Genomic DNA, 24,244 nt, shown 5'->3' on the forward strand with positions numbered 1-24,244 from the left:
ATTAATGTACTTAAAAATTAATTTTGAATCAGATTCTTTTGAATATAGAAAATCAGGACATAATAAGGATACATAAGTAAAATATTTCGGAAGTATTGTAATCATAGAGAATACTATACACCTGAACTTCTTGAAAAAGAAATACTAACTAAGTTTTTAAAAAGTTCAGGAAATCTTCCTCCAGCTAATAATGAGTTATAATTTATTAGTTATACCCCCTCAAATCATAACCCACAAAACATCTATTAAACTTATCACAAACCCTTCCAACAGTTCCACTACCCATAAAAGGGTCTAAAACTAATTCAAACTCTTTGGAAGTTTGAAGAATTGGTAAAGTGATTATTTCTTCAGGGAATGGAGCAGGGTGTTCTCCTTTGAAATTTAACTTATGTTAGATTTAACAGAAGTTAAATCCGTTCTTTTCCCTTGTCCTTTTCTGTAAAGATTGTCAAGTGTTAGATATTCATTAATATTTGAAGGGTAATATCTTTTTATGTTTTGAAAAAATTAGTATACAAGTATTTAAAAATTAATTTTGAAAGATTATAAAGTGGAATTGTATGGATGGGAATGTCACATAAAGGCAAAGAGCATAAGTGGAGATGATTTTGACATGGCTGTTAAGTTTGATGACCCGTATGAAGTTGAAGAAATGTTGATTGAAGATGGAGAATGTGACTTTGAATGTTCTGACCTTTTCGATAATGATAACGTTTTTCTTAAAATCAATAATATTGACCAAGAACATACTGTAGAATGTAATGATGATATATGGGACAACGCACCTTGTTTAGACCCAGAAAATTCTAATGATTATGAAAATACTTTGTTAATTATCAATGAATATAAAGGATCTTGTTTAACTTATAACGTTAGTAGTGAAGATCCTCCAAATCCAGAAGATTTTTCTTATGTAGCTAAATGCGTAGAGACTTCCATAGGTGATTTCGAACTAATATCGGGACTTACTTACAAAGGAGAGCGTCTTGATCATCTTGATTTTGAATCCGGTAAAAGCAAATCGTTTTATGTTAAGTTATGTTCATCGTCCGGAGGGGATCCTATAACTATAGAATAATTTATGATCTAACTTAATCTTTAGTTTATAGTGATATGAGGGTTATGAAATATTTGTAATTGGTCCTGGGTGATTTATAACATACTCTTTCGAGTACTATAAAAAAGAACAATAATGACTATTAATCCTAATTAATAGATGATCTGAGGATTATAAAATTATTTAATTTTAAACTTAAATAATTGGTTTTATGAAAAAAAAATGGTCTGTTAAAGTTAATTTTAAAGATGGTAGTTTTTTAAAATCTATAAGTAAACTCAACTATAGAGAAGAAGGTATTTTAGAAGTGATTTATAAAATTGAAAAAAAGTTTCCTAAAAAAAACATTATTTCAGTTCAAAGCATTTAACTTATATCGAATATGGGATTATTTTTGAGGTCTGGACGGGACTCGAACCCTACTGTAACCCTACTGATAACCAACCTTTTAAAAAACACCTTAGTACACCATGTGTACTAAATTTGTTGATTTTTGTACACTTTGATTAAACTTAAACCCTTATGTGTAAACTATTTTACAGAGTTGTGTACTAATAATCGGTTCAAATGATATAAATATTATGATTTTATGTGTGTTATAATTTTGTAAATTACTGTTTTAAATATTGAATTATGGACAAACCAGTAAAGGTGTTAAAGTCTAAAAGTGAAATAAGAAGATTCTTTACTAATAAAATAGTAAATAGTGAAAAGGTTTTAATTGATGGTAAGAAAATGTATATGACTGTCAATAAAATTGACGATTCAGGTAAGGAAGTCAAACATAAAAAAAATACAAAATCCAAAATAAGAGAAAGAAGAACGGGAATGAATCAAACTTTAAATTTTCCAAATGATATAAATTATCAACAAACTGTATATCCTCCTTTAGTTATCGATAAAATAGAGGATTCTGTGTCCGTAAAATTTATGATAAATCTTTTGACTAAATATGGTTTGAAAGATCCAGTTGAAAAATTTACCACACTCGATGAAGTAGAGAAATATTTATTCAATAAAATAAGTTCTTTCTCTAAAATTGAAGATATATCAGATGAAGAACTAATTAATATTTTTCATACAATACAAGTTTGGGGAGGAAAGGGTGGTAGACTTATTTACAATAAACCAAAATTGGAACAACCGTCTACAGGTGGAAGATTTCATGAAAACTTTGATATTGAAACCTATAGGAAATTAGTTCAAAGATGTCTTAGTTTTGAAAAAGATGGTGATTGGGTACAAACATTTTCAAAATGGACATTTGAATCTCATAAATCTTATTGTAAAAAAGAGGGTATAAAAGGTGGTATTAATAATTTTAATATTTCTTTTTCTACTAAACATGTAAGATATTGGTTATATAATAAATTAGAAGATCAAAGTTTACCAATTTTTGATGATAGAATAAGAAAAAAATTTAATGAAAATGAAGGAAACAATTTAAAAAATAACCTTCCCAAACATCTCGAGTTTTATTGGAAACAGATGATTGAGAAATCTAAAAAAGAAGATATAACTCTTAAACAACTTGAAAGACTTTTATTCAACTATTGGAGTTAGTTTTTGAACACTCTGTGTTCAAATGTTATATGATTTTATGTGTTATAATTTTGTAAATTACTGTTTTAAATATTGAATTATGGAAATAACAGAATTGGTATCGAAGGGTTTAAATCACTTAGAGGTAAAATATGATGTACCTTGGTGGGATATAAAAAAATGGAAATCTGATGAATCATATGAATTTGTAACCAAATTAATTGAAAATCACCCAGAGGATAAAGTATTAAAAGATTTACAAAGTAGTCTTGATTCTATTTCACAAGATGATTATGTTACATCAGTAGAAAAATATTCTGAATTATGATTCAATTTTGATGGTAATGATTACTCTAAAATTTTAATTACTTAGTTTGAATTTATTTTAGAGGGGGGTTTTAAGTTGTTGAAAAATTAAAATTGTGTTTTTTGATATATTATCCCCAATATTCATCACCAGGGTGTTCGTCAAGTAGTTCAACACCATTCTTATTTGACTTTATAATTTCTTCTAATTCTTGAATCATTTCTTTCTTAGAACCATCGTTTGATTCACAATCAATTTCAAAAACATAATCACCACTTTCGATTGTAATATAATTTCTATTTATATCATCTTTGATAATTAGATAGTTTGGGGTTTTGTAACCCAAGTCTTCGAAGGAATAGGGTTTTACAATGATATCATGATACTTGTTTAAAAATTTATTTTGTTGGTGATCTTCATCACCTTCAATAATAGAAATGTTTTGTTTAAATTCTAATCCTGAATGTTGAAACATAGTTGATAGTTGAAGAAAAGGTTCAAATTCATCATCATACTCCTTTGAAGTGTTCCTTTGTTCTAGGGATAAAAAAATTGAAAAATTATGTTTGTCGTTTTTTAACCCTATTGACCACATTTGAAAAAATCCATCAAAATAATCTCCTTCAAGTGTTACTTCCATTTTTTATTTTTGATATTGAATATAATGAAATCTAAGAAGAAAAAGTAGAAATTATAACACACTTTAATTTCTTCTCTTATCTAAAATCAGTATAACCTACTGATTACTATATAATTACATTATATTTTTAAAAATAGGGAGTGACTCGAACCACCTAAAAAAATAACTCCCTGAAATTCAAGGAGTTATAAATTTCGAAGTGGTTGCGGTCTGGACGGGACTCGAACCCGCGACCCCCTGCGTGACAGGCAGGTATTCTAACCAGCTGAACTACCAGACCTTGATTGAACGATGGCAAATATACATTGCATTTTCCTTTATCTCAAATAAATTGAGCCTAAAAATAAAAAAATATTACCTTTTTTTATACTAAAGCTTCAAGTGCTTCAGAATAAGCAGTTTTAGGAGAAACACCTACTTTACGATCAACAATTTCTCCATCCTTAAATACTAAAACAGTTGGAATATTACGTACACCATATTTTGCTGCAAACTCTTGATTAGTATCAACGTCTAACTTTCCAACAACAGCTCTTCCTTCAAAGTCAGCACTTACTTCTTCAATAATAGGACCTACCATTCGACAAGGACCACACCATGCTGCCCAAAAATCTACAAGAACTGGTTGTGATGATTTTAATACAATTTCTTCGAAATTTGCGTCTGTAATTTCTATTGCCATAATCTTAATTTTTATTTTAAATATTCTACAAATGTATCTTTTTTATTTTCCACAAGGTAACGATGGTATCTGATTTTCTTATAATTAAATTATAAAACTCGATTTAATTAATTTTATAATGAATATTCTTTTCTTCCAGCAGTTTCAAAAGTTCATTCGAAACCTCAACTCTTTGTTTTCTACTAGGTAAAGACAGCTTAATTTTCTCTTCCGTATCAAACACATCGATATACAAACCTTTATCTCCTTTAAATGGAGTAATTATACTCTTCAAATCTCGAATACTTGTTTCATTCAATTGTTTAACTTCGAGCATCAATGTAATTTTCTTAATGTTAGTTTTTAAAGTATCGTGAAGCATTTCAAAGTTATTAAACTGTATTCTTGGCTGACCAAGTTGTCCAGTTTCTCGGTTTCTCCACCCCTCTGCTACCCGAATTCTAAGACGCACAAAGTTATTAGGTAAGATAAAATGTCTAAACTTTAAATATTCCTCACCAAAAATCTTAAATTCATATTGGTCCGAGAAATCTTCAATTATAAATTTACCCCATCCTTTTCCTGTTTTAGTGGTTAGATGATCAACCTCATTAATAATTCCTCCAAAACTCAATTCTCTATTTATTAGCGTATCTAAATTATTTAAAACATCGAATGTAGCAGTTGAAAAATACTTCATTTCCCGTTTAAAGTCATCCAAAGGGTGTGCTGAAATATATATTCCTACTACTGCCTTTTCTTTCTTCAATAATTCGAGCGTTCCCCAAGACTCGCATTCTGGTATTTTAATTTCTTGTATTTGTTCTTGGCTATCGTCTCCAAAAAGATTGGTTTGCGCAGAGTTGATGTTTTCCTGATGTTTTGCACCGTAACGAACTGCTTTTTCAAGAAATATAATTCCGTCTCCATCTTGATTAAAATACTGTGCCCTATGACAAGTTCCAAAGGAATCTAATCCACCGGCAAGTGTAAGGTTTTCAAGTGCTTTTTTATTTGCTGCACGAAGGTCGATGCGCTTGGTTAAATCGAATATAGAAGTATATTTAGTTTCTTTTCTATGCTCTATTATGGTTTCTACAGCTCCACGTCCTACCCCTTTTATTGCACCCATACCAAAGCGAATAGCCTGGTTATCATTAACCGTAAACTTATAAAAAGATTCATTTACATCCGGACCTAAAACCTTCAGTCCCATTCGGCGGCATTCTTCCATAAAAAACGTTACTTGTTTTATGTCGCTCATATTATTTGAAAGCACTGCTGCCATATATTCAGCAGGATAATGTGCTTTTAAATAAGCTGTTTGATATCCAATCCAAGCATAACAAGTTGAATGTGATTTGTTAAATGCATAGGATGCAAATGCCTCCCAATCCTTCCAAATTTTTTCTAATTTTTCAGTGTCGTGTCCGTTTGCATTTCCACCTTCAATAAACTGAGGCTTCAGTTTTGCTAGTAAAGCATGTATTTTTTTACCCATTGCTTTACGTAAAACGTCTGCATCACCTTTAGAGAAACCTGCTAACTTCTGGGATAAAAGCATCACCTGCTCTTGGTAAACGGTAATCCCATAGGTTTCTTGAAGATACTCTTCCATATCGTCTAAATCGTATGAAATTTCTTCCTTCCCATTTTTTCGTGCAACAAAACTGGGTATATACTCTAAAGGCCCCGGTCTATACAGAGCATTCATTGCAATTAAATCTGCGAAAACAGTCGGCTTTAGGTCTTTTAGGTACTTTTGCATTCCCGCAGATTCGTATTGAAAAATACCTACAGTATCTCCCCTTTGAAAAAGCTCATAAGTTTTTATGTCATCTAAGGGGAAGGTATCCGGATCTAGGGTAATGTTATGTTTGTATTGTACTAACTTGACTGTGTCTTTTATCAGAGTCAAGGTTTTTAATCCCAAGAAATCCATTTTAAGTAAGCCCGCATCTTCTACAACAGAGTTGTCAAATTGAGTAACAAATAGGTCTGAATCTTTGGCTGTTGCGACCGGAACAAATTTTGTAATATCATCTGGAGTAATAATTACTCCACAGGCATGAGTTCCCGTGTTTCGAAGCGAACCTTCGAGAACTTTTGCTTGTTGAATAGTTTCACCAGATAAACTAGACTCTTCTGAAAGAGATAAAAATTCTTGAACTTTAATGTATTCGTCAGCTCTAAGAGCTTTTTTTAAATCTTTCTCCGGAAGACCAAAAATCTTAGAAAGCTTAATGTTAGGCAATAATTTAGAAATCCGATCTGCTTCATTCAATGCTAGATCCAAAACACGAGCTGTATCTCGAATAGATGATTTTGCAGCCATGGTTCCATAGGTAATGATCTGAGCAACTTGATTTGATCCATATTTATCAATCACATAGTCCATTACTCTTCCTCTTCCCTCATCATCAAAATCAATGTCAATATCGGGCATACTTACACGATCTGGATTTAAAAAACGCTCAAAAAGTAAGTTATACTTTATCGGATCTAAATTTACGATCCACAAACAATAAGCTACTACAGAACCTGCTGCTGAACCACGCCCCGGACCCACTGAAACATCCATTTCACGTGCTGCTGCAATCAAATCTTGTACAATTAAGAAATAACCAGGATACCCAGTGTTTGCAATTACACTTAACTCAAAATCTATCCGCTCGGTGATCTCATCTGTAAGCGTCCCATATCTTTTCTTTGCTCCTTCATAGGTCAAATGACGAAGAAACTTATTCTCTCCAAGTTTTCCATCTGGATCATTTTCAACTAAATAAGCTTCTGGAATATCAAACTTAGGAAGTAAAACTTCTCGCGCAAGTTCAAAAGGTTCAATCTTTTCAACTAATTTTTCAATATTCAAAATTGCATCAGGCAGGTCTTTGAAAAGAGATTTCATCTCTTCTGGAGATTTGATATAGTATTCCTGATTTGGAAAACCATATCTAAATCCTCTTCCTCGTCCGATTGGCGTAGCTTGCTTTTCACCTTCTTTTAAACAAAGTAAAATATCATGAGCGTTAGCCTCTTCTTTTGAAGCATAATAGGTGTTATTTGATGCAACCAAAGGGATTTTATGTTGATTTGCAAGGTTTACCAAAACTTCATTAGCTCGTCGTTCATCTTCTTGACCGTGACGCATTATCTCTATATAAAGATCTTCACCAAATTTTTCGTGCCACCATTGTAATGCTTCCTCCGCTTGGCGGTTCCCAATGTTTAATATTTTCGAAGGTACTTCACCGTATAAATTTCCTGTCAAAACAATCAGGTCATCCTTATACTGCTCTACCACCTCTTTGTCAATCCTTGGAACATAGTAAAATCCCTCTACATAGGCGATAGAACTCATTTTAGCCAAGTTATGATATCCGTTCTTGTTTTTCGCTAAAAAAACTATTTGATACCCATCATCTCTCCTAGTCTTATCCTTATGGTCCTCGCATACATAAAACTCACAACCTACAATTGGTTTTATCTGTGCTTCTTCAACTGCATTTTTATTATGATTTCCAACAGCTTTAATGAAGTGAAATGCACCCATTAAATTAGCATGATCCGTTATTGCTATAGCGGGCATTTGATGGTTAACAGCAGCATCCACTAACTGACTCATTTTTGAGGTTGCCTGTAAAACCGAGAATTGCGAATGGTTGTGCAAGTGAACAAAAGGAGCATTTTGAAGATCAGAAGTCTGTTCTGAAGAAACAGGTTCAGTCGGTTTTTGGACCTGCTCATTTTCGATCGATTGAGACGCTTTTTTTAAATTTACATGCTTCAATCCAATCAATTCAATCGTAGTAGTTTGAGCTTCTTGAAGCACTAAAACCTGGTCTTGCTTATCTTGTAATACAGGTGGATTTAACTGTCCTTTTCTAAGCAACTCTAAAAAACAGCGTGTGGTTGCTTCTACATCGGCAGTTGCGTTATGAGCTTCTCCAAACCCAGTCCCAAACAAATGCTGATACAATTCTGTTAATGTAGGCAACTTAAACTTACCCCCTCTTCCTCCAGGTAGTTGACATAAGGTTGCAGTTTCTTCAGTACAAGTATCTATTATCTTAGCCTCTTCCAAAGGGTTTTCATCTCCTAAACGAAGAAACTCGGCACCCATAATATTTAAATCAAAAGACACATTGTGACCCCCAACAAATTCTGCTTGTTCTAATGCAGTTCTAAAAAGAGAGAGCACCTCCGCTAATGGAAGTCCTTCTTCTTGTGCTAGTGCAGTTGAGATTCCATGAATTTTTTCAGCATCATAAGGAACTGTAAATCCATCGGGTTGTACCAAATAATCCTCATGAGATATCAATTCCCCTCGTTCCCCGTGTACCTGCCAGGCAATCTGAATACACCTTGGCCAGTTTTCTGAATCAGTAAGTGGTGCATTCCAGCGTTTTGGAAGTCCGGTTGTCTCGGTATCAAATATGATATACATAAAAACGAAAATAGGGAATTCATATGGGCTACAAAAAAGGTTTTGAAGGGAGTTATTAACGGAATAGAAAAAAGAATTAACGTTCTTCTTTTCTAAGTTGATATAAGGAATCATTCGACCTCATATATTTAGACTCATTAAAATTTATTGCAAATGAAGAACGTTGATTAGTTTAGAAAAAAAATGCTCTTATATTTGCCAAAAAAGAAAAGAGATCGACTCTTTAATAAATTCCTTTTCCGAAAATAAAAGTCAAAAAGCGCTTGAAGAGCGACTTTTACAAGACAACGCATGCTTGTTTTTAAAGGGAAGTGTTGGTTCGGGAATAAGTTTTATTCTAGCTAATTGTTTTAAAACGGTCAGAAAGAACCTACTTTTTATTTGTGAGGATAGAGAAAAAGCTGCCTATCAACTGAACGATTTTGAACGTATTTTCGGAAGTGAGAACGTTCTTTTTTTTCCTTCAAGTTACCGAAAACCGTATCAAACAGAAACAACTGACAACGCTAATGTTTTGCTTAGATCGGAGGTTTTGACCAAGCTAGGAAGTTCCAAAAAGCCTAAACTAATCATAAGTTACCCTCAAGCTGTTTTTGAAAAAGTAGTTTCTCAGGCAACACTCAAAAAAAATACACTTGAAGTAGAAAAAGATAGTGCCCTATCTCTTGATTTTGTAAATGAAATGCTTTTTGAGTACAATTTCGAACGTGTAGATTTTGTAACTCAACCTGGAGAGTTTTCAGTAAGAGGAGGAATCATTGATGTTTTTTCTTTTTCCAATCAACACCCTTATAGAATTGAGTTTTATGACAACCAAGTTGAAAGCTTGAGAACTTTCGATGTTGCTACTCAGCTATCCATTAGCACACTAAACAAAATACAACTTCTGCCAAACACCTCAGAAGGCTTTACCCGTGCTAAAAGAAAAAGTTTAATCGAAGTTATTGCTCCGAAAGGAATATTAGTGACACAAAATTTTGATTTTGTTGGAGCGCGATTAGACCTATTTTATCAAGAGGCCCTAGAAAACTTCGCAGCTTTGAAAACAGAAACTCAGCACTTACCGCCTGACGTATTGTTTACCTCCAAAGAAGATTTTAAAGCATCATCTTCACTTCTAAACTCGGTTAGTCTAACAAAAAGTGTAGAGCTTGTGAATCAAGAAAGTATTTTATTTAGACAAAGTCCTCAACCTGCATTTAACAGACAATTCGATAGACTTATTAGTTACTTAAATGATAATTACGAAAAAGGATATCAAAATTATATTTGCTGTGCCAGTGAACAACAAGCCAAACGCTTTAAGGATATCTTCGAAGAAGGAGAAACAACGGTTCACTACAAAACTATAGTATCTCCCTTGTTTGAAGGTTTTGAAGATATCGATTCCAAAATCGCTTGCTTTACAGATCATCAAATCTTTGAACGATATCACAAATACCAACTAAAAACTAATAAAGCAAAAAAAGAAGCACTTACCCTTAAAGAACTTACACATCTTGAAGTAGGTGACTATGTTACTCACATCGACCATGGAATTGGTAAATTTGGGGGCCTCCAAAAAATTGATGTAGAAGGAAATCAACAGGAAGCAATAAAACTTATTTATGCCGACCGAGATATCTTATATCTGAGCATCCATTCTCTACATAAAATATCACGATTTAACGGGAAAGATGGGAAAGTCCCTAAAATATATAAGCTTGGTTCTACTGCTTGGAAAAGTTTAAAACAAAAAACTAAAACTAGAGTAAAACAAATTGCCTTTAATCTGATCGAACTGTATGCAAAAAGACGTCAGAAAATTGGTCATGCTTGCGATCCTGACAGTTACTTACAGCATGAATTAGAGGCTTCTTTTATTTTTGAAGACACTCCAGATCAGATTACTGCGACTGCAGACGTTAAGAAAGATATGGAAAGTGAACAACCTATGGATCGTTTAGTTTGTGGTGATGTTGGTTTTGGAAAAACTGAAGTTGCTATTCGAGCCGCTTTTAAAGCAGTAGATAATAGCAAACAAGTTGCTGTACTTGTCCCAACTACCATACTAGCATTTCAGCATTATAAAAATTTCAGCAAGAGACTCAAAGACCTACCGGTTCGAGTCGATTATCTGAACCGATTTCGATCTGCAAAAGATAAAAAACAGATTGTGGAGGATCTTAAACAAGGGAAAATAGATGTAATTATTGGAACACATCAATTAGTTGGAAAAAGTATTGAGTTTAAAGATCTGGGACTTTTAATTGTTGATGAAGAACAAAAATTTGGAGTTGCAGTCAAAGAAAAGCTTAGAGCATTAAAGACCAATGTTGATGTTTTAACGCTTACAGCAACCCCAATTCCTAGAACACTTCAATTTAGCCTGATGGCTGCTCGAGATATGTCTGTTATTGCAACCCCTCCTCCAAACAGATATCCCATCGAAAGTGAAGTCATCCGTTTTAATGAAGAGCTGATTCGAGATAGTATTTCTTATGAAATTCAGAGAGGAGGTCAGGTATACTTTATTCATAATCGTGTAGAAAATATAAACGAAGTTGCGGGTATGCTTCAGAGGTTAGTTCCTGATGCTAGAATTAGAATTGGTCATGGCCAACTAGACGGAAAGAAACTGGAAACTAACCTACTGCAGTTTATGGATGGGAGTTACGATATTCTGGTTGCCACGACCATTATTGAAAACGGACTTGACGTTCCTAACGCAAATACCATTTTCATAAACAACGCACAAAATTTTGGCTTGAGTGACTTACATCAAATGAGAGGTCGTGTTGGAAGAAGTAATAAAAAAGCTTTCTGCTACTTCATTACACCTCCTTTAAGCGCTATGTCTAGTGATGCTCAAAAAAGAATTCAAGCAATCGAACAATTTGCAGAACTAGGATCAGGAATTCAAATCGCAATGAAAGATTTAGAAATCCGAGGTGCCGGAGACTTATTAGGGGGAGAACAGAGTGGATTTATTAATGATATTGGATTTGAAACCTATCAGAAAATTTTAAAAGAAGCAATAGAAGAACTTAAAGAGAATGAGTTTAAATCGCTGTACAATAAAAAAGATGATTCGAAGCCAAAAACATTTGTCAAAGAAATTCAGATTGACACAGATTTAGAGGTTCTTTTTCCAGATCATTATATAAACATTGTTAGCGAACGACTGACTCTTTACAATAGATTAGGTTCATTAAAGAATGAAAAAGATCTAGAACAATATCAAAAAGAAGTGGAGGACAGATTTGGACCATTGCCACCAGAAGGAGAGGCACTTTTAAATAGTGTTCGATTAAAATGGAAAGCTGCTCATCTAGGTATTGATAGAATCTTACTAAAAAAGAACCAATGCATCGGATATTTTATTGCTGACCAAGAGAGTCCTTTTTATCAAAGTGAACGTTTTCATTCACTATTAGTTTGGGTACAAGAAAATCCGAATTTTGTGAATATGAAAGAAAAACAAACAAAATCCGGTCTCCGTTTAAGGTTAGCCTTTAAGGATATCAAAAGCGTTGAACAAGCACTAGAAGCACTTCCTGAATTAGAGTGATTTTAAATCTTTAATTACTTTAAAAGCAATATTTACAGACTCCTCATCTACTAAAATTGTAAACTCATTTGAGGTAGAAATAACCTGTCTGATATTAACTCCTTCCCAAGATAACCGTTGAAAAATAAAATAATAAATTCCAGGAATATCTACATTTTCAGTTGGAAGCTTAATTGTTACCGAGGATAAATCTTCAGATTTCTCTAACATCAATTCTTTACTGAAAAATGTATCCACTAAATGACTCATATTGCTACTTACAACAATATTAGATTCTGAAACACCCCTCGAAGAAGTGTAAAATGCTTCTTTATTATCGTTCACCTCAGAAAGAAAAGAGGCTTGAGCACTCAATAAAGTATCTGATATTTTAAAACTATAGTCAATTAAAGAAGAGCGGACAGTAATGTCTCCTATCCCTTTTAAAACTTTAACAATTTTGTGTGTTGACAGGAACTCCATATTATCAGAAATTCTCTTTAGAGCCATCACAATTGCGCCGCTTCGAGCTTCTTTTTTTAATGAAGCTTCAATTTCTGGTTGAATTTGTCTCGACAAAGAGGTTAAATTGATTATTCCCTGTGAAAGGGCAGTAGACAAAAAAGGCTTTGTTTTAATGTAGTTTTCTACGACTGAAGCAATAGTTTTCATTTAATGCAATGTTGAATTAAGCGCAAAATTACAAAATAAAAAACACAATGTTGTATTTATAACAATTATTTTTAGAAAGGATAAAATGCGTCTTCTATATATTCACACTTCCAGACTCCATTCTGAACCAAAAAAGTTATGATATCAAATCGAACTTCAAGTGATATGTTTTTATTTTGAATATAAGCATCCATTGCCATAACTAAAAGCTCCACTTTTTTACGGCTTACAAATGATTCTGGCGCTCCAAAATAAGACGAGGATCTCGCTTTTACCTCAACACAAACGATAATTTCTTCTTTCTTTGCAATGATGTCAATTTCAGCTTTTCTGTATCGAAAGTTCTGATCTAATACAATATACCCGTTCTGTTTAAGGTAGTTGGCTGCTTTTTGTTCAGCCGATTGGCCGAAGGCATAAGATTCGCTCATAATAAAATTTGGTTGACCTTAGCAAAATAGTAAACAGCCTAAGAAAAAAGACTTATTTTTGTGAAAAATTACACTATGGCTCTTTCTGCAAAAAGATACACAATTACTGCTGCTCTCCCTTATACTAACGGACCTATACACATAGGACACTTAGCCGGGGTTTATGTTCCTGCAGATATTTATAGTCGTTATTTACGCGCTCAACAGAAAGATGTTGCTTTTATTTGTGGAAGTGATGAACATGGAGTTGCAATTTCGATTAAAGCAAAAAAAGAAGGTGTTACTCCAAAAGAGATCATTGACAAGTATGATGGAATGATAAGAAAATCGTTTGATCAGCTTGGAATTTCATTCGATAATTATTCCAGAACCTCAGCTAAAATTCATCATGAAACCGCTTCAGAGATTTTCTCTAAAATGAACGATGACAATAAGTTTATTGAAGAAATTACGGAACAACTATATGACCCAGAAGCAGAACAATATCTTGCGGACCGATTTGTTATCGGAACCTGTCCAAAGTGTAACCATACTGAAGCTTATGGTGATCAGTGCGAACAATGTGGAAGTTCATTAAGTGCAACGGAACTCATAAACCCTAAATCTACTTTATCCGGTGCTGATCCAATTCTTAAGGAAACTAAACACTGGTTCTTGCCTCTTGATCAGTATGAAAGCTTTATGAAAGAATGGGTCTTAGAGGGTCACAAAAACGATTGGAAACCCAACGTTTACGGACAAGTAAAATCATGGATAGACGACGGACTTAGACCTAGAGCTGTTACTCGAGATCTAGATTGGGGAATACCGGTTCCTGTTGAAGGAGCAGATGGGAAGGTTCTTTATGTTTGGTTTGATGCTCCGATTGGTTACATCTCTTCTACCAAAGAATGGGCTCAAAAAAACAATAAAGACTGGGAGCCTTATTGGAAAGACAAAGAAACTGAACTTGTACATTTTATAGGAAAAGATAATATCGTATTTCATTGTATTATTTTTCCATGCATCTTAAAAGCAACCGGAGAGTATATTTTACCAGAAAATGTTCCTGCAAATGAATTTTTAAATTTAGAAGGAAACAAAATATCTACCTCAAAAAACTGGGCAGTATGGCTACACGAATATCTTGAAGAATTCCCTGGACAGGAAGATGTCCTTCGTTATGTTTTAACTGCAAACGCGCCGGAAACAAAAGATAATGATTTTACATGGAAAGACTTTCAAACTAGAAACAACAGCGAACTAGTAGCAATCTTTGGGAATTTCATAAATCGAGTAAGTGTTCTGACTCAAAAATATTATGAAGGAATCGTTCCAGCTCGAAAAAACTTAACAAAAGAGGATGAAGAAACTTTAGAGAAAATGAAAGCTTTTCCTGCTATTATTGGAAATAGCATAGAGCGTTATCGTTTTAGAGAAGCAAGTCAAGAGCTCATAAATCTAGCTCGTTTAGGAAACAAATATTTAGCAGATCAAGAGCCTTGGAAACTTATTAAAACAGATCCAGAACGCGTAGAAACTATTATGAACATTGCACTTCAAATAGCTGCAGCTCTTGCTACTGTTTCGGAACCTTTTTTACCTAAAAGTGCAGAGAAATTAAGAAGCATATTAAATATTAGTAATGCAATTGAATGGAATGAAATAGCGAAGACCGAAAATTTAATAATTGATGGTCATTGCATTGGAAGCCAAGAATTGTTGTTTGCAAAAGTTGAAGATGCAACCATTGAAGCTCAACTCAATAAATTAGAAGCAACTAAGAAAACTAACACCAAGGAAAATTTTAAACACAATCCCGTGAAAGAAAATATAAGTTTTGATGATTTCAGTGCAATGGACCTCAGAACAGGTACTGTTTTAGAGGCTGAAAAAATTAAAAAAACCAAAAAACTATTGAAACTTACAGTTGATTTAGGGTTCGAAAAAAGAACTATAGTTTCGGGTATTGCGGAAAGCTATACTCCTGAAGAAATGATTGGTAAAAAAGTAACTGTACTGGCCAACTTAGCAGCACGAAATATTAAAGGAGTTGAAAGTCAGGGAATGCTTTTAATGACTCAAAATAAAGACGGTAAACTTATTATTATTGGTCCTGAGGACCAAACCATGGATAATGGTTTCGAAATAAACTAAACTAGTTTTGCTCAATATAGCATTTCACCCGAGTTATCAACTACCACTTCCTGAAAAGCATCGTTTCCCAATGGAAAAGTATGATTTGCTTCCCAGACAGTTAATGCATGAAGGAACCTGTACTGAAGCTGATTTTTTTGTTCCAAAAAAACTAGAGCTTTCAATCATTAATCGAGTTCATACTACACAATATATTGATAAACTTACGAAGCTAAATCTAAACAAATCAGAAACCAGAAAAATTGGATTCCCACTTTCGAATGAACTAATAGAAAGAGAAATCCTGATTGCTGGCGGTACAGTTCAAGGTGCATTAAAAGCACTCGATACAGGAATAGCTATGAATATTGCTGGAGGTACTCATCATGCATATAGTGAGCATGGAGAAGCATTTTGCCTTTTTAATGACCAGGCAATTGCAGCACAATTCTTATTAGACCATAAACTAGCAAACAAAATTTTAATAGTTGACCTTGATGTACACCAAGGAAATGGTACTGCAGAAATCTTTAGAAATAACGCAGATGTCTTTACATTTTCTATGCATGGTAATAAAAATTATCCATTCCATAAAGAAGTAAGTGATTTAGATATCGCTTTAGATGATGGAACTACAGATGATTATTTTTTAAATAGTCTAAAGGATTCTTTACCTCAATTAATTGAAAAAATAAATCCAGACTTTGTTTTTTATCTCTGTGGAGTTGATGTTTTAGAAACAGACAAATTAGGACGCTTAAACTTAACGTTAAGTGGATGTAAACAAAGAGATATTTATGTACTTGAACTTTGTAACAAACTTAAAATTCCGATTCAGTGCAGTATGGGTGGTGGGTATTCCAAAGACATTAAAATAATTGTAGATGCACACGCAAATACCTTTAGAGCAGCTAAGCATATATTTGACTAACGCCAGCTTTGACTCTTCAAATTAATAGCAGCAATAACAATATCCTTTCGACTAACTTGCCCCACAAGCTTATTGTTGTCTAATACCGGAAACCTTCTTCTACTAGTGTCATGGAATTTAGAGGCTGCATCAAATAGAGTCATTGAGGCAGGTAATATCTCTACTTCTTTTGTCATAAAATGCCCAACAGTTTTATCTAAAATAGGCATATTGAAATAACGACTATCTGAAATCTCTTTCATACAATCTGCTTCTGAAATAACTCCGATAAGTTTACCCTTATCATCCACAACAGGTCCACCAGAAATTTTGTTTACAATAAAAGCATTCATCACCTCATGAATAGACTGATCAACTGTAAAAAGAATTAAATTAGTAGTCATAATATCTTTAACTAAAACGGTAGGTTGTTCCACTTTTTTAATAGTTTCACGTTGCCCCTGAAAACTTTTTATTGCCATAATCTTGAGTTTTGAATTACCCTAAGTTAAAAAAAATATGATATCCTCAATATTTAATTGATTATAAAACAAATATTACTAAAGCAAAGAATCTTAAATATCTTCTAGTTCTGACTATATTTATAGAGTAATATAAATAAATGAAATTATCTAAAAACATTGCTATACTTGGCTGTGGTTGGCTTGGTCTCCCTTTAGCCGAGCATCTTTCATCCTTGAATTACCACGTCAAAGGAAGTACAACTTCTAAAGATAAGATTGAACTTATAAAATCTATAAAAACAGACCCTTACCTAATAGAGGTAAAAGAGAATGAAATTATTGGTAATCATGAATTCTTTACTTCTATTGATGTATTAATAATTGCTATCCCTCCAAGATTAAAATCTAACCCAGAGAGAAGACATGACTTAGTTGTCGATAGATGCATAGAAGTTTGTATTGCGAATAACATAAAAGAAGTAATATTCATTAGCAGTACGTCAGTATATGGAAATCAATCAGGAAACTTAAATGAAGAAAGTAAATTAGCACCCAGCACAAATTCTGGAAAGCAACTAGCCATATGTGAGCAAAAACTTCTCGAAACCGATGACTTTTCTACTACTATACTTAGAATGGGAGGTCTAATTGGTAAAAAAAGACATCCTATTATTCAATTGAGTAAAAAAAAATATGTCGACAATCCGAAAGGAAGCATCAATCTAATACATCTATCTGACTGCATATCAATAATTCATCAATTACTAAATAAACAAATAACCAAAAATGTTTATAACTGTGTTACTCCTTATCACCCTTCAAGGGAGAAATACTACTCAGATATGGCGCTTTTAATTGGTTGCAATCAACCATCATTTAAGGATTTAAACCCAATTGACAGGGTAATTTCTTCTGACAAAATAATACAAGATTTGAAATATACATTTATAGTTAAGAATTTGTTAATATTCTCCTGAAGAGCTTTTTAAAAACGGGTATATTTTTTGCTAAATTTATTATAAATAAATAAGTATGTCTCACAATAAGGAACTTATTGAGCTTTACCACATGACCTTAAACCAATGTCGTTCGAGTAAACTTGCTTATTTAAAATCGGCCGAAAAAGAACATCTTCCTGAATACAAACGTTTCTTTAATTTACAAGCTACCATTAGAAATAGAATCTATAACGACATCATTACAAACCTTCACGGAGCAGACATTGACTTAGGCACTTCTTTCTATCAAAATCATAACAGAGAAGAAATAATGATTGCAACATTGTTATCTGAAAAACAAAATGCATTTAGTAAATCTATTGAATTAGATGAAGCACTTATCGAACATGTTTCCAGGTTATTAAACGCCATTCAAAATATTGAAATTGAAGATTTACTGTTAAAGTTTATAGATAAACTTAAAAACTCTCTAAACACCAATAGAATGTATGAACAGCATACTTACAACTTGGATCGAGAAAAAAAGGTTAGTTAATTTTTAAGTAATTCCTTACGCTCAGGTTTTATTCTTTTATTAACCTCAAATTCATTTTCTTGATTTTCTTCTTCAGAAACAATCAAATCATCAATTCGTTTTAATAAGATATTATACGACCCAAATACTTCATCAAGAGTTTTAGTTAAAGATTCCATATCTTCTTGTTGAGCATAAAATCGACTCTTCAGTAAATTTGTTTTAACAACCCTTAGTCTGCTTTTAACAGCAGGAATCTCAAAATCTTTTGGCAACTGTGAGTTAATAACAGCAGAACTTGCAACTATAGCGGCAAACAAGTATTCATCAATCGTTATTTTATTTAAATCTTCTAAAGCTTCTATTGATTCTTTAAATTTTGAAAAATTTCGATTACTAAATAAAGTTGTGTCTAATACTTTTATGTTTGAAGGCACATAAATTATTTTGTTTTCAGAGTTAGTTAAATCTATTTTCACTAGACTATCCTTTTGAACAACATTTTCATTCGTCACCTCTGTTTTTTTATTACCACAAGAATAAATAAATAATAGAAAACCAAAAACTATAAATCTCATATATAATGTATTCATAATAACTTTTGAAGGGTGTTAATTTGAAGTAATAAAATCACAAAAAATAACAATTGTAATAAAAATAAATGATGCGCAAACCAATGCTTAAGTTCAATATTCCAATAATGATATAAAGCTTGAAGTGGAAGAGCAACTAAAAACCAGCCTATATAGTTTTGAAGTGGAGCTATTCCCCCCTCAAATTTCCAAAAATCTAGAATTGGTGCTATGGGTTCAATCACGAAATCTAAAAGAATCATTAACCCCAACCCGATAATAATTCTTGGGATTATATTCTCGTATATCTGTGATGCTATAGCTGCTGAGCAGACCGTTAAAATAGTCCAGTTAGCACCAATTAAAATTGGAACCCCATAAATTTTCCATCCCAAGGCTTCACCGTATTCATAGGAACCAAAAATATATCCATAATTAACACCTAAAATTTCAGCAATCATCCCGACCAAAAAACTAGTGAGTGCTATTTTAATAAAACCAGGTGTTTTCCAACTTACTAAAAGAAGTAAAAACAAACAAAGTGAAAGATTGAGAGGGGTTGCGCCTACAAACCATTGAGAATTTCCATACAGGATACCAATTATCCCACTTACATGAAAAAGCCAGATAATTCCAATAGAAACATTTTGAATGTCTAGATGTTGTTTTATTTTCGTGATCATAATGGCGGTAATTGATCTGATACTATTTTAGCCGACAATAAGCAAAGAGGGATTCCTCCGCCAGGGTGAACGCTACCTCCACAAAAATAAAGATTTTTAATTTGTTGTGAGAAATTTGGATGACGCAAAAAAGCAGCCATTTTATCATTACTAGAAGAGCCGTAAAGTGCTCCTTGATAGGATTGAGTTTTTTCCTGTATTAATGGAGGTGTTAAACAGTCTTCCTCAACAATATAATCTTCAAGATTAGTCCCTAAAATACGATTAACTTTTTTAAGAAAATTATCTCGTATTTCTCTTGTTATTTTTTCCCAATCTTGACCTTTATCAGAGGGTGTATTAATCATTACAAACCAATTCTCATTACCCGGCGGAGCGTCGGTTTTTATATCTTTAGAACTTATATTTATATATATTGTAGGATCATCGCAAACAGTTTGATCTTCAAAAATTGCTTTGAATTCTTTTTTGTAATCTTCGGAAAAAAAGATGTTGTGAAGATCCAATTCGTCAAAGGTTTTAGATATTCCCAAGTAAAAAATTACCGCAGAACTAGAACGTTCCTGCTTTAAAGTTTTAACCGGCGATTTTACGGTGGGTAATAAATATTTGTAGGTCGGGTAAACATCCATATTAGAGCAAACTATGTTGGAATCATACGATCCCTTTTGAGTTTTGATTCCCTGTGCATGATTATTCTCAACTATTATTTCTTCAACTTTTTCATTAAAATTGAAAGTCACTCCTTGTCGCTTCGCTAATTCAAATAAAGAGCTCGTAATTGACTCCATGCCCTTTTTGGGGATAAAGGTTCCATAATGCCCTTCTAAGTGCTGAACAAGAGTCATTATGCCTGGTGTTTGATATGGATCCGAACCGTTATAAGTTGCAAATCGATCATAGAATTGAATTAAATGAGGCTCTTGAAGTTGAGCCTTGTTAACTTCATGTAATGTTTTACCGATCTCTAAAGCCTTTATATTCAGAATAGCTCTTAGGGTATCTAAATTCAAAAAAGACTTCATTTTGTGCAAGGAACTTTTTAAAAAAATAGATTCTGTTAAATCATACTTCTTTTTCGCTTTTTCCCAATACTTTTTTAGTATCTCAGGAGAAACTCCCAAGACATTTTCAACCTCCTCTAAAAATTTATCTTGATTATCATATGCTTTAAGCCGAGTTCCATCCTCCCAGAAATAATTACAACCAATCTCTTTCTTAGAATACTGAAAATAGTCCTTCGAATCTTCATTACACAAGTCAAAAAGTTCATCGACAAAACTAGGCATGGTGAATAAAGAAGGGCCAGCGTCAAAACGAAAATCTCCTAAACTAAAGGCACTTAACTTTCCACCTGGATACGAATTTGATTCAAAAACCTGTACCTCATAACCTTTTTGAGCCAAGCGGATGCTTGTAGCAATACCTGCAATTCCAGAACCAATAACGATGGCTTTATTTCTCATGAATGACATCATTTAAGAGTTCAAACCTAGAAAAAAGATCTTCCTTATACCATTTCATTTTACGGGTGTCTTTTACTATTTCTGCATGAGCTTTACCCTTGTATGCAAAAGTATGAACGTGTTCTATACTTTCCCAAATGCTTATAGTAGCTTGCTGAATAAAAGGCCATTCTCCAATACCTTTGTAAAAACGGACTCCTTTTGCTTCTTCAATGGCTCTACTCGCTTTTGGTACTGCTGCCCAAAATGAGAGTAAGCGATTCCAACGAAGAGTTGCTCTAGTAATTATTGCAATTTCGCCGGTTGGAGTTTGCTCAGTTTTTGAACTGACTCCAAATGGATTAACACCACTCCATTTTCCATGACTATGTATCGGTTTTAAACTTAATGTTCGAATGGTTTTAGCGCGTTGTTTATATTCTAAGAAAAAAGGACTTGTTTTAAAAAATTGTTCTGATTTTTCTTCACTTTCCCAAACAGCCAAAAAAGCATAGGTTGAAAAATCTGGGAATAAACTAAAACCTGCTCCTGAGCCAGTACCCATTAACTTTGAAAAAAGTAATCCGTCGATTTTACCTAACAAAAGTGGAGCGACTCCCATTTGTTTGAAAGCCCAGAATTTATGGGTGTCAAAATTAAAAAGAGACAGGGTTGTGAAATTTTTCATTAATATTTTATACCCAATAAAGATAGGAAGAGTATAAGTTAAAAGCGAAAAAATAAACCAGAATTAATATGCCCCACTTTCTACAATAAAAGATGAATTTCTTGTCAAAAGATTTTGTAATTTTGAGGGAATTAAAATCATAAATCATGACTACTACTTTCGTTGCTAATACTGTTATCATCACTACAATTATTGTAGTAATTGGAATTATTAGAGATCTTTCTAAAAAATAGTTAATTCTATTTTAATCCGTTTCCTTTCTTTTTTTACTAAATGAATAAGGAAATACTTTACTATTTTATGAAAAAAAACATAATCATTATTGGATCTGGCTTTTCATCAATATCTGCCGCTTGTTACCTTGCAAAAGCAGGAAATAACGTTAAGATTTTAGAAAAAAACGAAACCCCAGGAGGTCGTGCTCGCCAATTCAAAAAAGATGGTTTTACATTCGACATTGGACCTTCTTGGTATTGGATGCCTGATGTGTTTGAAAAGTTTTTTGGTGACTTTGATCGTAAAGTAAGTGACTACTACAAACTTGAAAAACTAGATCCAGGTTATGAAGTCTATTTTGATAAAATGGAATCCATTAAAATTGGTGATACTTTAGAAAAAATATATTCTGCTTTTGAAGCTGAAGAAAAAGGAAGTGCAATCAAACTCAAAAAGTTTATAAAAAAAGCTGAAGATAATTACAATATCGCTATAAAAGATCTTGTTTATAGACCAGGAATTTCTCCTCTAGAGCTTGTTACCCCAGCGACTGTAAAAAAAGTTGGATACTTCTTAAGTACAATTAAAAAAGAGGTGACTAAAGAATTTAAAAATCCAAAACTTGCTCAAATTCTTCAATTTCCAGTTTTGTTTTTAGGTGCTAAACCTAGCAATACCCCTGCCTTTTATAATTTCATGAATTTTGCAGATTTTGGACTGGGAACTTGGCATCCAGACAAAGGGATGTACAGTGTTGTTGAAGGAATGGTTAAAATGGCTGAAGAACTCGGGGTAGAATTCACTACAAGTCAGACCGTAGAAAAAATATGTGTTGAAAAAGGTAAAGCAACTGGAGTAATTGCAAATGGAATAAAACATACTGCAGATGTTGTTATAAGTGGTGCAGACTATAATCATTCGGAATCTCTTTTAGAAGTGAATCAAAGGGGTTATTCGGACGCTTATTGGGAGAAAAAAGTATTTGCTCCTTCTTCTCTATTATTCTTTATAGGACTTGATAAAAAAGTTAAAAACGTTTCTCACCATACTTTATTTTTTGATGTTGATTTTGATGAGCATGCAAAAAGTATATACGATAACCCAGAATGGCCTAAAGAGCCACTATTTTACGGTAACTTTCCTTCCATCACAGATCATTCTATGGCTCCTCAAGGTAAAGAAGCATGTTTTTTACTTATTCCTATTGGCCCTGGTATTGAAGATACTAATGAAATGAGAGAAAAGTACTTTAATATTGTTATCGATCGCTTAGAAAATCTAACAAATCAATCGATTAAAGATTCAATATTATTTAAAGAATCTTTTTGTGTTAATGATTTTGTTAATGAATATAATTCCTACAAAGGAAATGCTTATGGTATGGCAAACACCTTACTTCAAACTGCCTTTTTGCGTCCTAAATTAAAAAGCAAGAAAGTAAAAGATCTGTATTTTACTGGTCAGCTAACTGTTCCTGGTCCTGGAGTTCCTCCGGCTCTGATTTCGGGGAAGCTTGTAGCCAATCTGGTCGACTAAACCACCACCAAATAACAACAAATTCAGATTCTTTTTCTTTGATTACGTTATTTAATATCTGAATATTCTTCTGAATATTGACATCGTATGCCTCTAACTGCTCTCTAATTTGGATCCATAATTCTATTCTTTTGAATAAATTATATTTAACAAAATGATCTTCTTGAATATACTTTCTGTTTTCTATCCAAAACTCATTAGACTCTACATCGATTTTTTCTAAATCAAAAACCCATTGATGCCCCAACCTATATGAAAAGTCGTCTATTAAAGCTTTCTCTTCCTTATCCGTGTTAATTATTAAATATTTTAGATCGGTACCGTCATAATTATCATTAATCAACCGTCCAATGTCGGATCCTAAAAACCTAAAAGTACCATCTAATTTAATGGCATCATAAACTACCCTCGGAGGGTTGAAAGGATCACGGTTTGTGTAATAAGTCATAGGAGCATAGTGAAATTCAAATGGCTCGTAACTAATAAAAACACTATCATTATCTTGATCCCAACGGTTATATTGCTCTTGATATAAACCCGTTATTAATTCATTCTGTTCAATATACTCTAAAGTATATTCGTGCATATCTATAAGCTCGTCTCTTAATCCAACTAAATTGTCAATATTAGATTCACGATCTCCGAACTCTTCCCCTTGCTGTTCTACAGAAAACGAGACAAGTACCCCAAAAAATACAATTAAAAATTCTACAAAACCTTTTTTAAATCGATCGAAAAAATCTTGATACGAAAAGCGATCACCCAAGGTTATTAACCTCAGCCACCAATTTAATTCATTTCTTTTTTTTGATTTTTCTTTTGACATAATAGATATAGTGTAGTAAAACTAATA

Annotated in this window: 21 protein-coding genes, 1 tRNA gene and 1 pseudogene; 10 read left to right on the forward strand and 13 right to left on the reverse strand. The window is 33.0% G+C overall.

Annotated features, from left to right (window positions below):
• Positions 1-205 precede the first annotated feature (205 nt).
• A pseudogene (locus NG655_RS09505) lies at positions 206-364 on the reverse strand (DNA methyltransferase); the annotation flags it as partial.
• A 174-nt stretch (positions 365-538) separates the two neighbouring features.
• Between NG655_RS09505 and NG655_RS08970 the strand changes: the two are divergent.
• The 4 genes from NG655_RS08970 to NG655_RS08985 all read left to right on the forward strand — a co-directional run bounded on the left by NG655_RS08970 (position 539) and on the right by NG655_RS08985 (position 2,930).
• A complete protein-coding gene (locus tag NG655_RS08970; RefSeq protein ID WP_252158975.1) occupies positions 539-1,081 on the forward strand; it encodes a hypothetical protein in 543 nt (180 codons plus the stop codon).
• Between the two features lie 190 nt (positions 1,082-1,271).
• Positions 1,272-1,430, forward strand: a complete 159-nt coding sequence (locus tag NG655_RS08975) for a hypothetical protein (RefSeq protein ID WP_252158976.1) — start codon at positions 1,272-1,274, stop codon at positions 1,428-1,430.
• 263 nt (positions 1,431-1,693) lie between these two features.
• Positions 1,694-2,623, forward strand: coding sequence for a hypothetical protein (locus NG655_RS08980; protein WP_252158977.1), 930 nt, complete (start codon positions 1,694-1,696; stop codon positions 2,621-2,623).
• Positions 2,624-2,702: 79 nt separating this feature from the next.
• Positions 2,703-2,930 (forward strand): hypothetical protein, encoded by a 228-nt coding sequence (locus NG655_RS08985; protein WP_252158978.1) that lies wholly within the window; start codon positions 2,703-2,705, stop codon positions 2,928-2,930.
• 109 nt (positions 2,931-3,039) lie between these two features.
• Here NG655_RS08985 and NG655_RS08990 read toward each other — a convergent pair whose 3' ends face one another.
• The 4 genes from NG655_RS08990 to dnaE form a co-directional block, all read right to left on the reverse strand.
• Entirely contained in the window at positions 3,040-3,549 is a 510-nt protein-coding gene (locus tag NG655_RS08990; RefSeq protein ID WP_252158979.1) for a hypothetical protein, read from the reverse strand.
• A 206-nt stretch (positions 3,550-3,755) separates the two neighbouring features.
• Positions 3,756-3,829: transfer RNA gene (locus NG655_RS08995), tRNA-Asp, on the reverse strand.
• Positions 3,830-3,913: 84 nt separating this feature from the next.
• Entirely contained in the window at positions 3,914-4,231 is a 318-nt protein-coding gene (gene trxA, locus NG655_RS09000) for a thioredoxin (RefSeq protein WP_252158980.1), read from the reverse strand.
• A gap of 103 nt (positions 4,232-4,334) precedes the next feature.
• Positions 4,335-8,657 carry a DNA polymerase III subunit alpha gene (dnaE, locus tag NG655_RS09005; RefSeq protein WP_252158981.1) on the reverse strand — a complete coding sequence of 1,441 codons (4,323 nt, stop codon included), beginning with the start codon at positions 8,655-8,657 and terminating at the stop codon, positions 4,335-4,337.
• A 163-nt stretch (positions 8,658-8,820) separates the two neighbouring features.
• Here dnaE and mfd point away from each other — a divergent pair, with 163 nt between their 5' ends.
• Positions 8,821-12,207: a transcription-repair coupling factor gene (mfd, locus tag NG655_RS09010; protein ID WP_252158982.1), complete on the forward strand. Its 3,387-nt coding sequence runs from the start codon at positions 8,821-8,823 to the stop codon at positions 12,205-12,207.
• Here the strand turns inward: mfd and NG655_RS09015 are convergent.
• A complete protein-coding gene (locus NG655_RS09015; RefSeq protein WP_252158983.1) occupies positions 12,199-12,858 on the reverse strand; it encodes an aspartate kinase in 660 nt (219 codons plus the stop codon). The two genes, mfd and NG655_RS09015, sit on opposite strands and share 9 nt — an antisense overlap.
• Before the next feature lie 71 nt (positions 12,859-12,929).
• On the reverse strand, positions 12,930-13,289 hold the full coding sequence (locus NG655_RS09020; RefSeq protein WP_252158984.1) for a YraN family protein: 360 nt from the start codon (positions 13,287-13,289) through the stop codon (positions 12,930-12,932).
• 60 nt (positions 13,290-13,349) lie between these two features.
• Between NG655_RS09020 and metG the strand changes: the two genes are divergently transcribed.
• Both metG and NG655_RS09030 read left to right on the forward strand, forming a co-directional pair.
• The gene (gene metG, locus NG655_RS09025) at positions 13,350-15,425 is read left to right on the forward strand and encodes a methionine--tRNA ligase (protein ID WP_272876373.1); all 2,076 of its coding nucleotides are present in this window, start codon (positions 13,350-13,352) and stop codon (positions 15,423-15,425) included.
• Positions 15,426-15,432: 7 nt separating this feature from the next.
• Positions 15,433-16,335 (forward strand): histone deacetylase family protein, encoded by a 903-nt coding sequence (locus tag NG655_RS09030; RefSeq protein WP_252158986.1) that lies wholly within the window; start codon positions 15,433-15,435, stop codon positions 16,333-16,335.
• On the opposite strand, the gene NG655_RS09035 is transcribed toward NG655_RS09030, so the two are convergent.
• Positions 16,332-16,751, reverse strand: coding sequence for a CBS domain-containing protein (locus NG655_RS09035; RefSeq protein ID WP_336511179.1), 420 nt, complete (start codon positions 16,749-16,751; stop codon positions 16,332-16,334). The two genes, NG655_RS09030 and NG655_RS09035, sit on opposite strands and share 4 nt — an antisense overlap.
• A gap of 185 nt (positions 16,752-16,936) precedes the next feature.
• Here NG655_RS09035 and NG655_RS09040 point away from each other — a divergent pair, with 185 nt between their 5' ends.
• Positions 16,937-17,755, forward strand: a complete 819-nt coding sequence (locus NG655_RS09040; protein ID WP_252158988.1) for an NAD(P)H-binding protein — start codon at positions 16,937-16,939, stop codon at positions 17,753-17,755.
• 55 nt (positions 17,756-17,810) lie between these two features.
• Positions 17,811-18,272 carry a hypothetical protein gene (locus tag NG655_RS09045; RefSeq protein WP_252158989.1) on the forward strand — a complete coding sequence of 154 codons (462 nt, stop codon included), beginning with the start codon at positions 17,811-17,813 and terminating at the stop codon, positions 18,270-18,272.
• Here NG655_RS09045 and NG655_RS09050 read toward each other — a convergent pair.
• The 4 genes from NG655_RS09050 to NG655_RS09065 are packed head-to-tail and all read right to left on the reverse strand — an operon-like array spanning position 18,269 to position 21,639.
• Positions 18,269-18,844 (reverse strand): hypothetical protein, encoded by a 576-nt coding sequence (locus NG655_RS09050; protein ID WP_252158990.1) that lies wholly within the window; start codon positions 18,842-18,844, stop codon positions 18,269-18,271. The genes NG655_RS09045 and NG655_RS09050 overlap by 4 nt on opposite strands.
• On the reverse strand, positions 18,841-19,506 hold the full coding sequence (locus tag NG655_RS09055) for a carotenoid biosynthesis protein (RefSeq protein ID WP_252158991.1): 666 nt from the start codon (positions 19,504-19,506) through the stop codon (positions 18,841-18,843). The genes NG655_RS09050 and NG655_RS09055 overlap by 4 nt, the downstream gene beginning before the upstream one ends.
• On the reverse strand, positions 19,503-20,972 hold the full coding sequence (crtD, locus tag NG655_RS09060; protein WP_252158992.1) for a 1-hydroxycarotenoid 3,4-desaturase CrtD: 1,470 nt from the start codon (positions 20,970-20,972) through the stop codon (positions 19,503-19,505). The genes NG655_RS09055 and crtD overlap by 4 nt, the downstream gene beginning before the upstream one ends.
• Positions 20,962-21,639: a DUF3291 domain-containing protein gene (locus NG655_RS09065; RefSeq protein ID WP_252158993.1), complete on the reverse strand. Its 678-nt coding sequence runs from the start codon at positions 21,637-21,639 to the stop codon at positions 20,962-20,964. The genes crtD and NG655_RS09065 overlap by 11 nt, the downstream gene beginning before the upstream one ends.
• 300 nt (positions 21,640-21,939) lie before the next feature.
• On the opposite strand from NG655_RS09065, the gene NG655_RS09070 reads away from it, so the two are divergent.
• Positions 21,940-23,391 carry a phytoene desaturase family protein gene (locus NG655_RS09070; protein ID WP_252158994.1) on the forward strand — a complete coding sequence of 484 codons (1,452 nt, stop codon included), beginning with the start codon at positions 21,940-21,942 and terminating at the stop codon, positions 23,389-23,391.
• On the opposite strand, the gene NG655_RS09075 is transcribed toward NG655_RS09070, so the two are convergent.
• Positions 23,309-24,217, reverse strand: coding sequence for a hypothetical protein (locus NG655_RS09075; protein ID WP_252158995.1), 909 nt, complete (start codon positions 24,215-24,217; stop codon positions 23,309-23,311). The two genes, NG655_RS09070 and NG655_RS09075, sit on opposite strands and share 83 nt — an antisense overlap.
• Between the last annotated feature and the right edge of the window lie 27 nt (positions 24,218-24,244).

Origin of the sequence: Candidatus Arcticimaribacter forsetii (genome assembly GCF_910589745.1) — a bacterium.
In the GTDB taxonomy this organism is placed as follows: Bacteria; Bacteroidota; Bacteroidia; order Flavobacteriales; family Flavobacteriaceae; genus Arcticimaribacter; species Arcticimaribacter forsetii.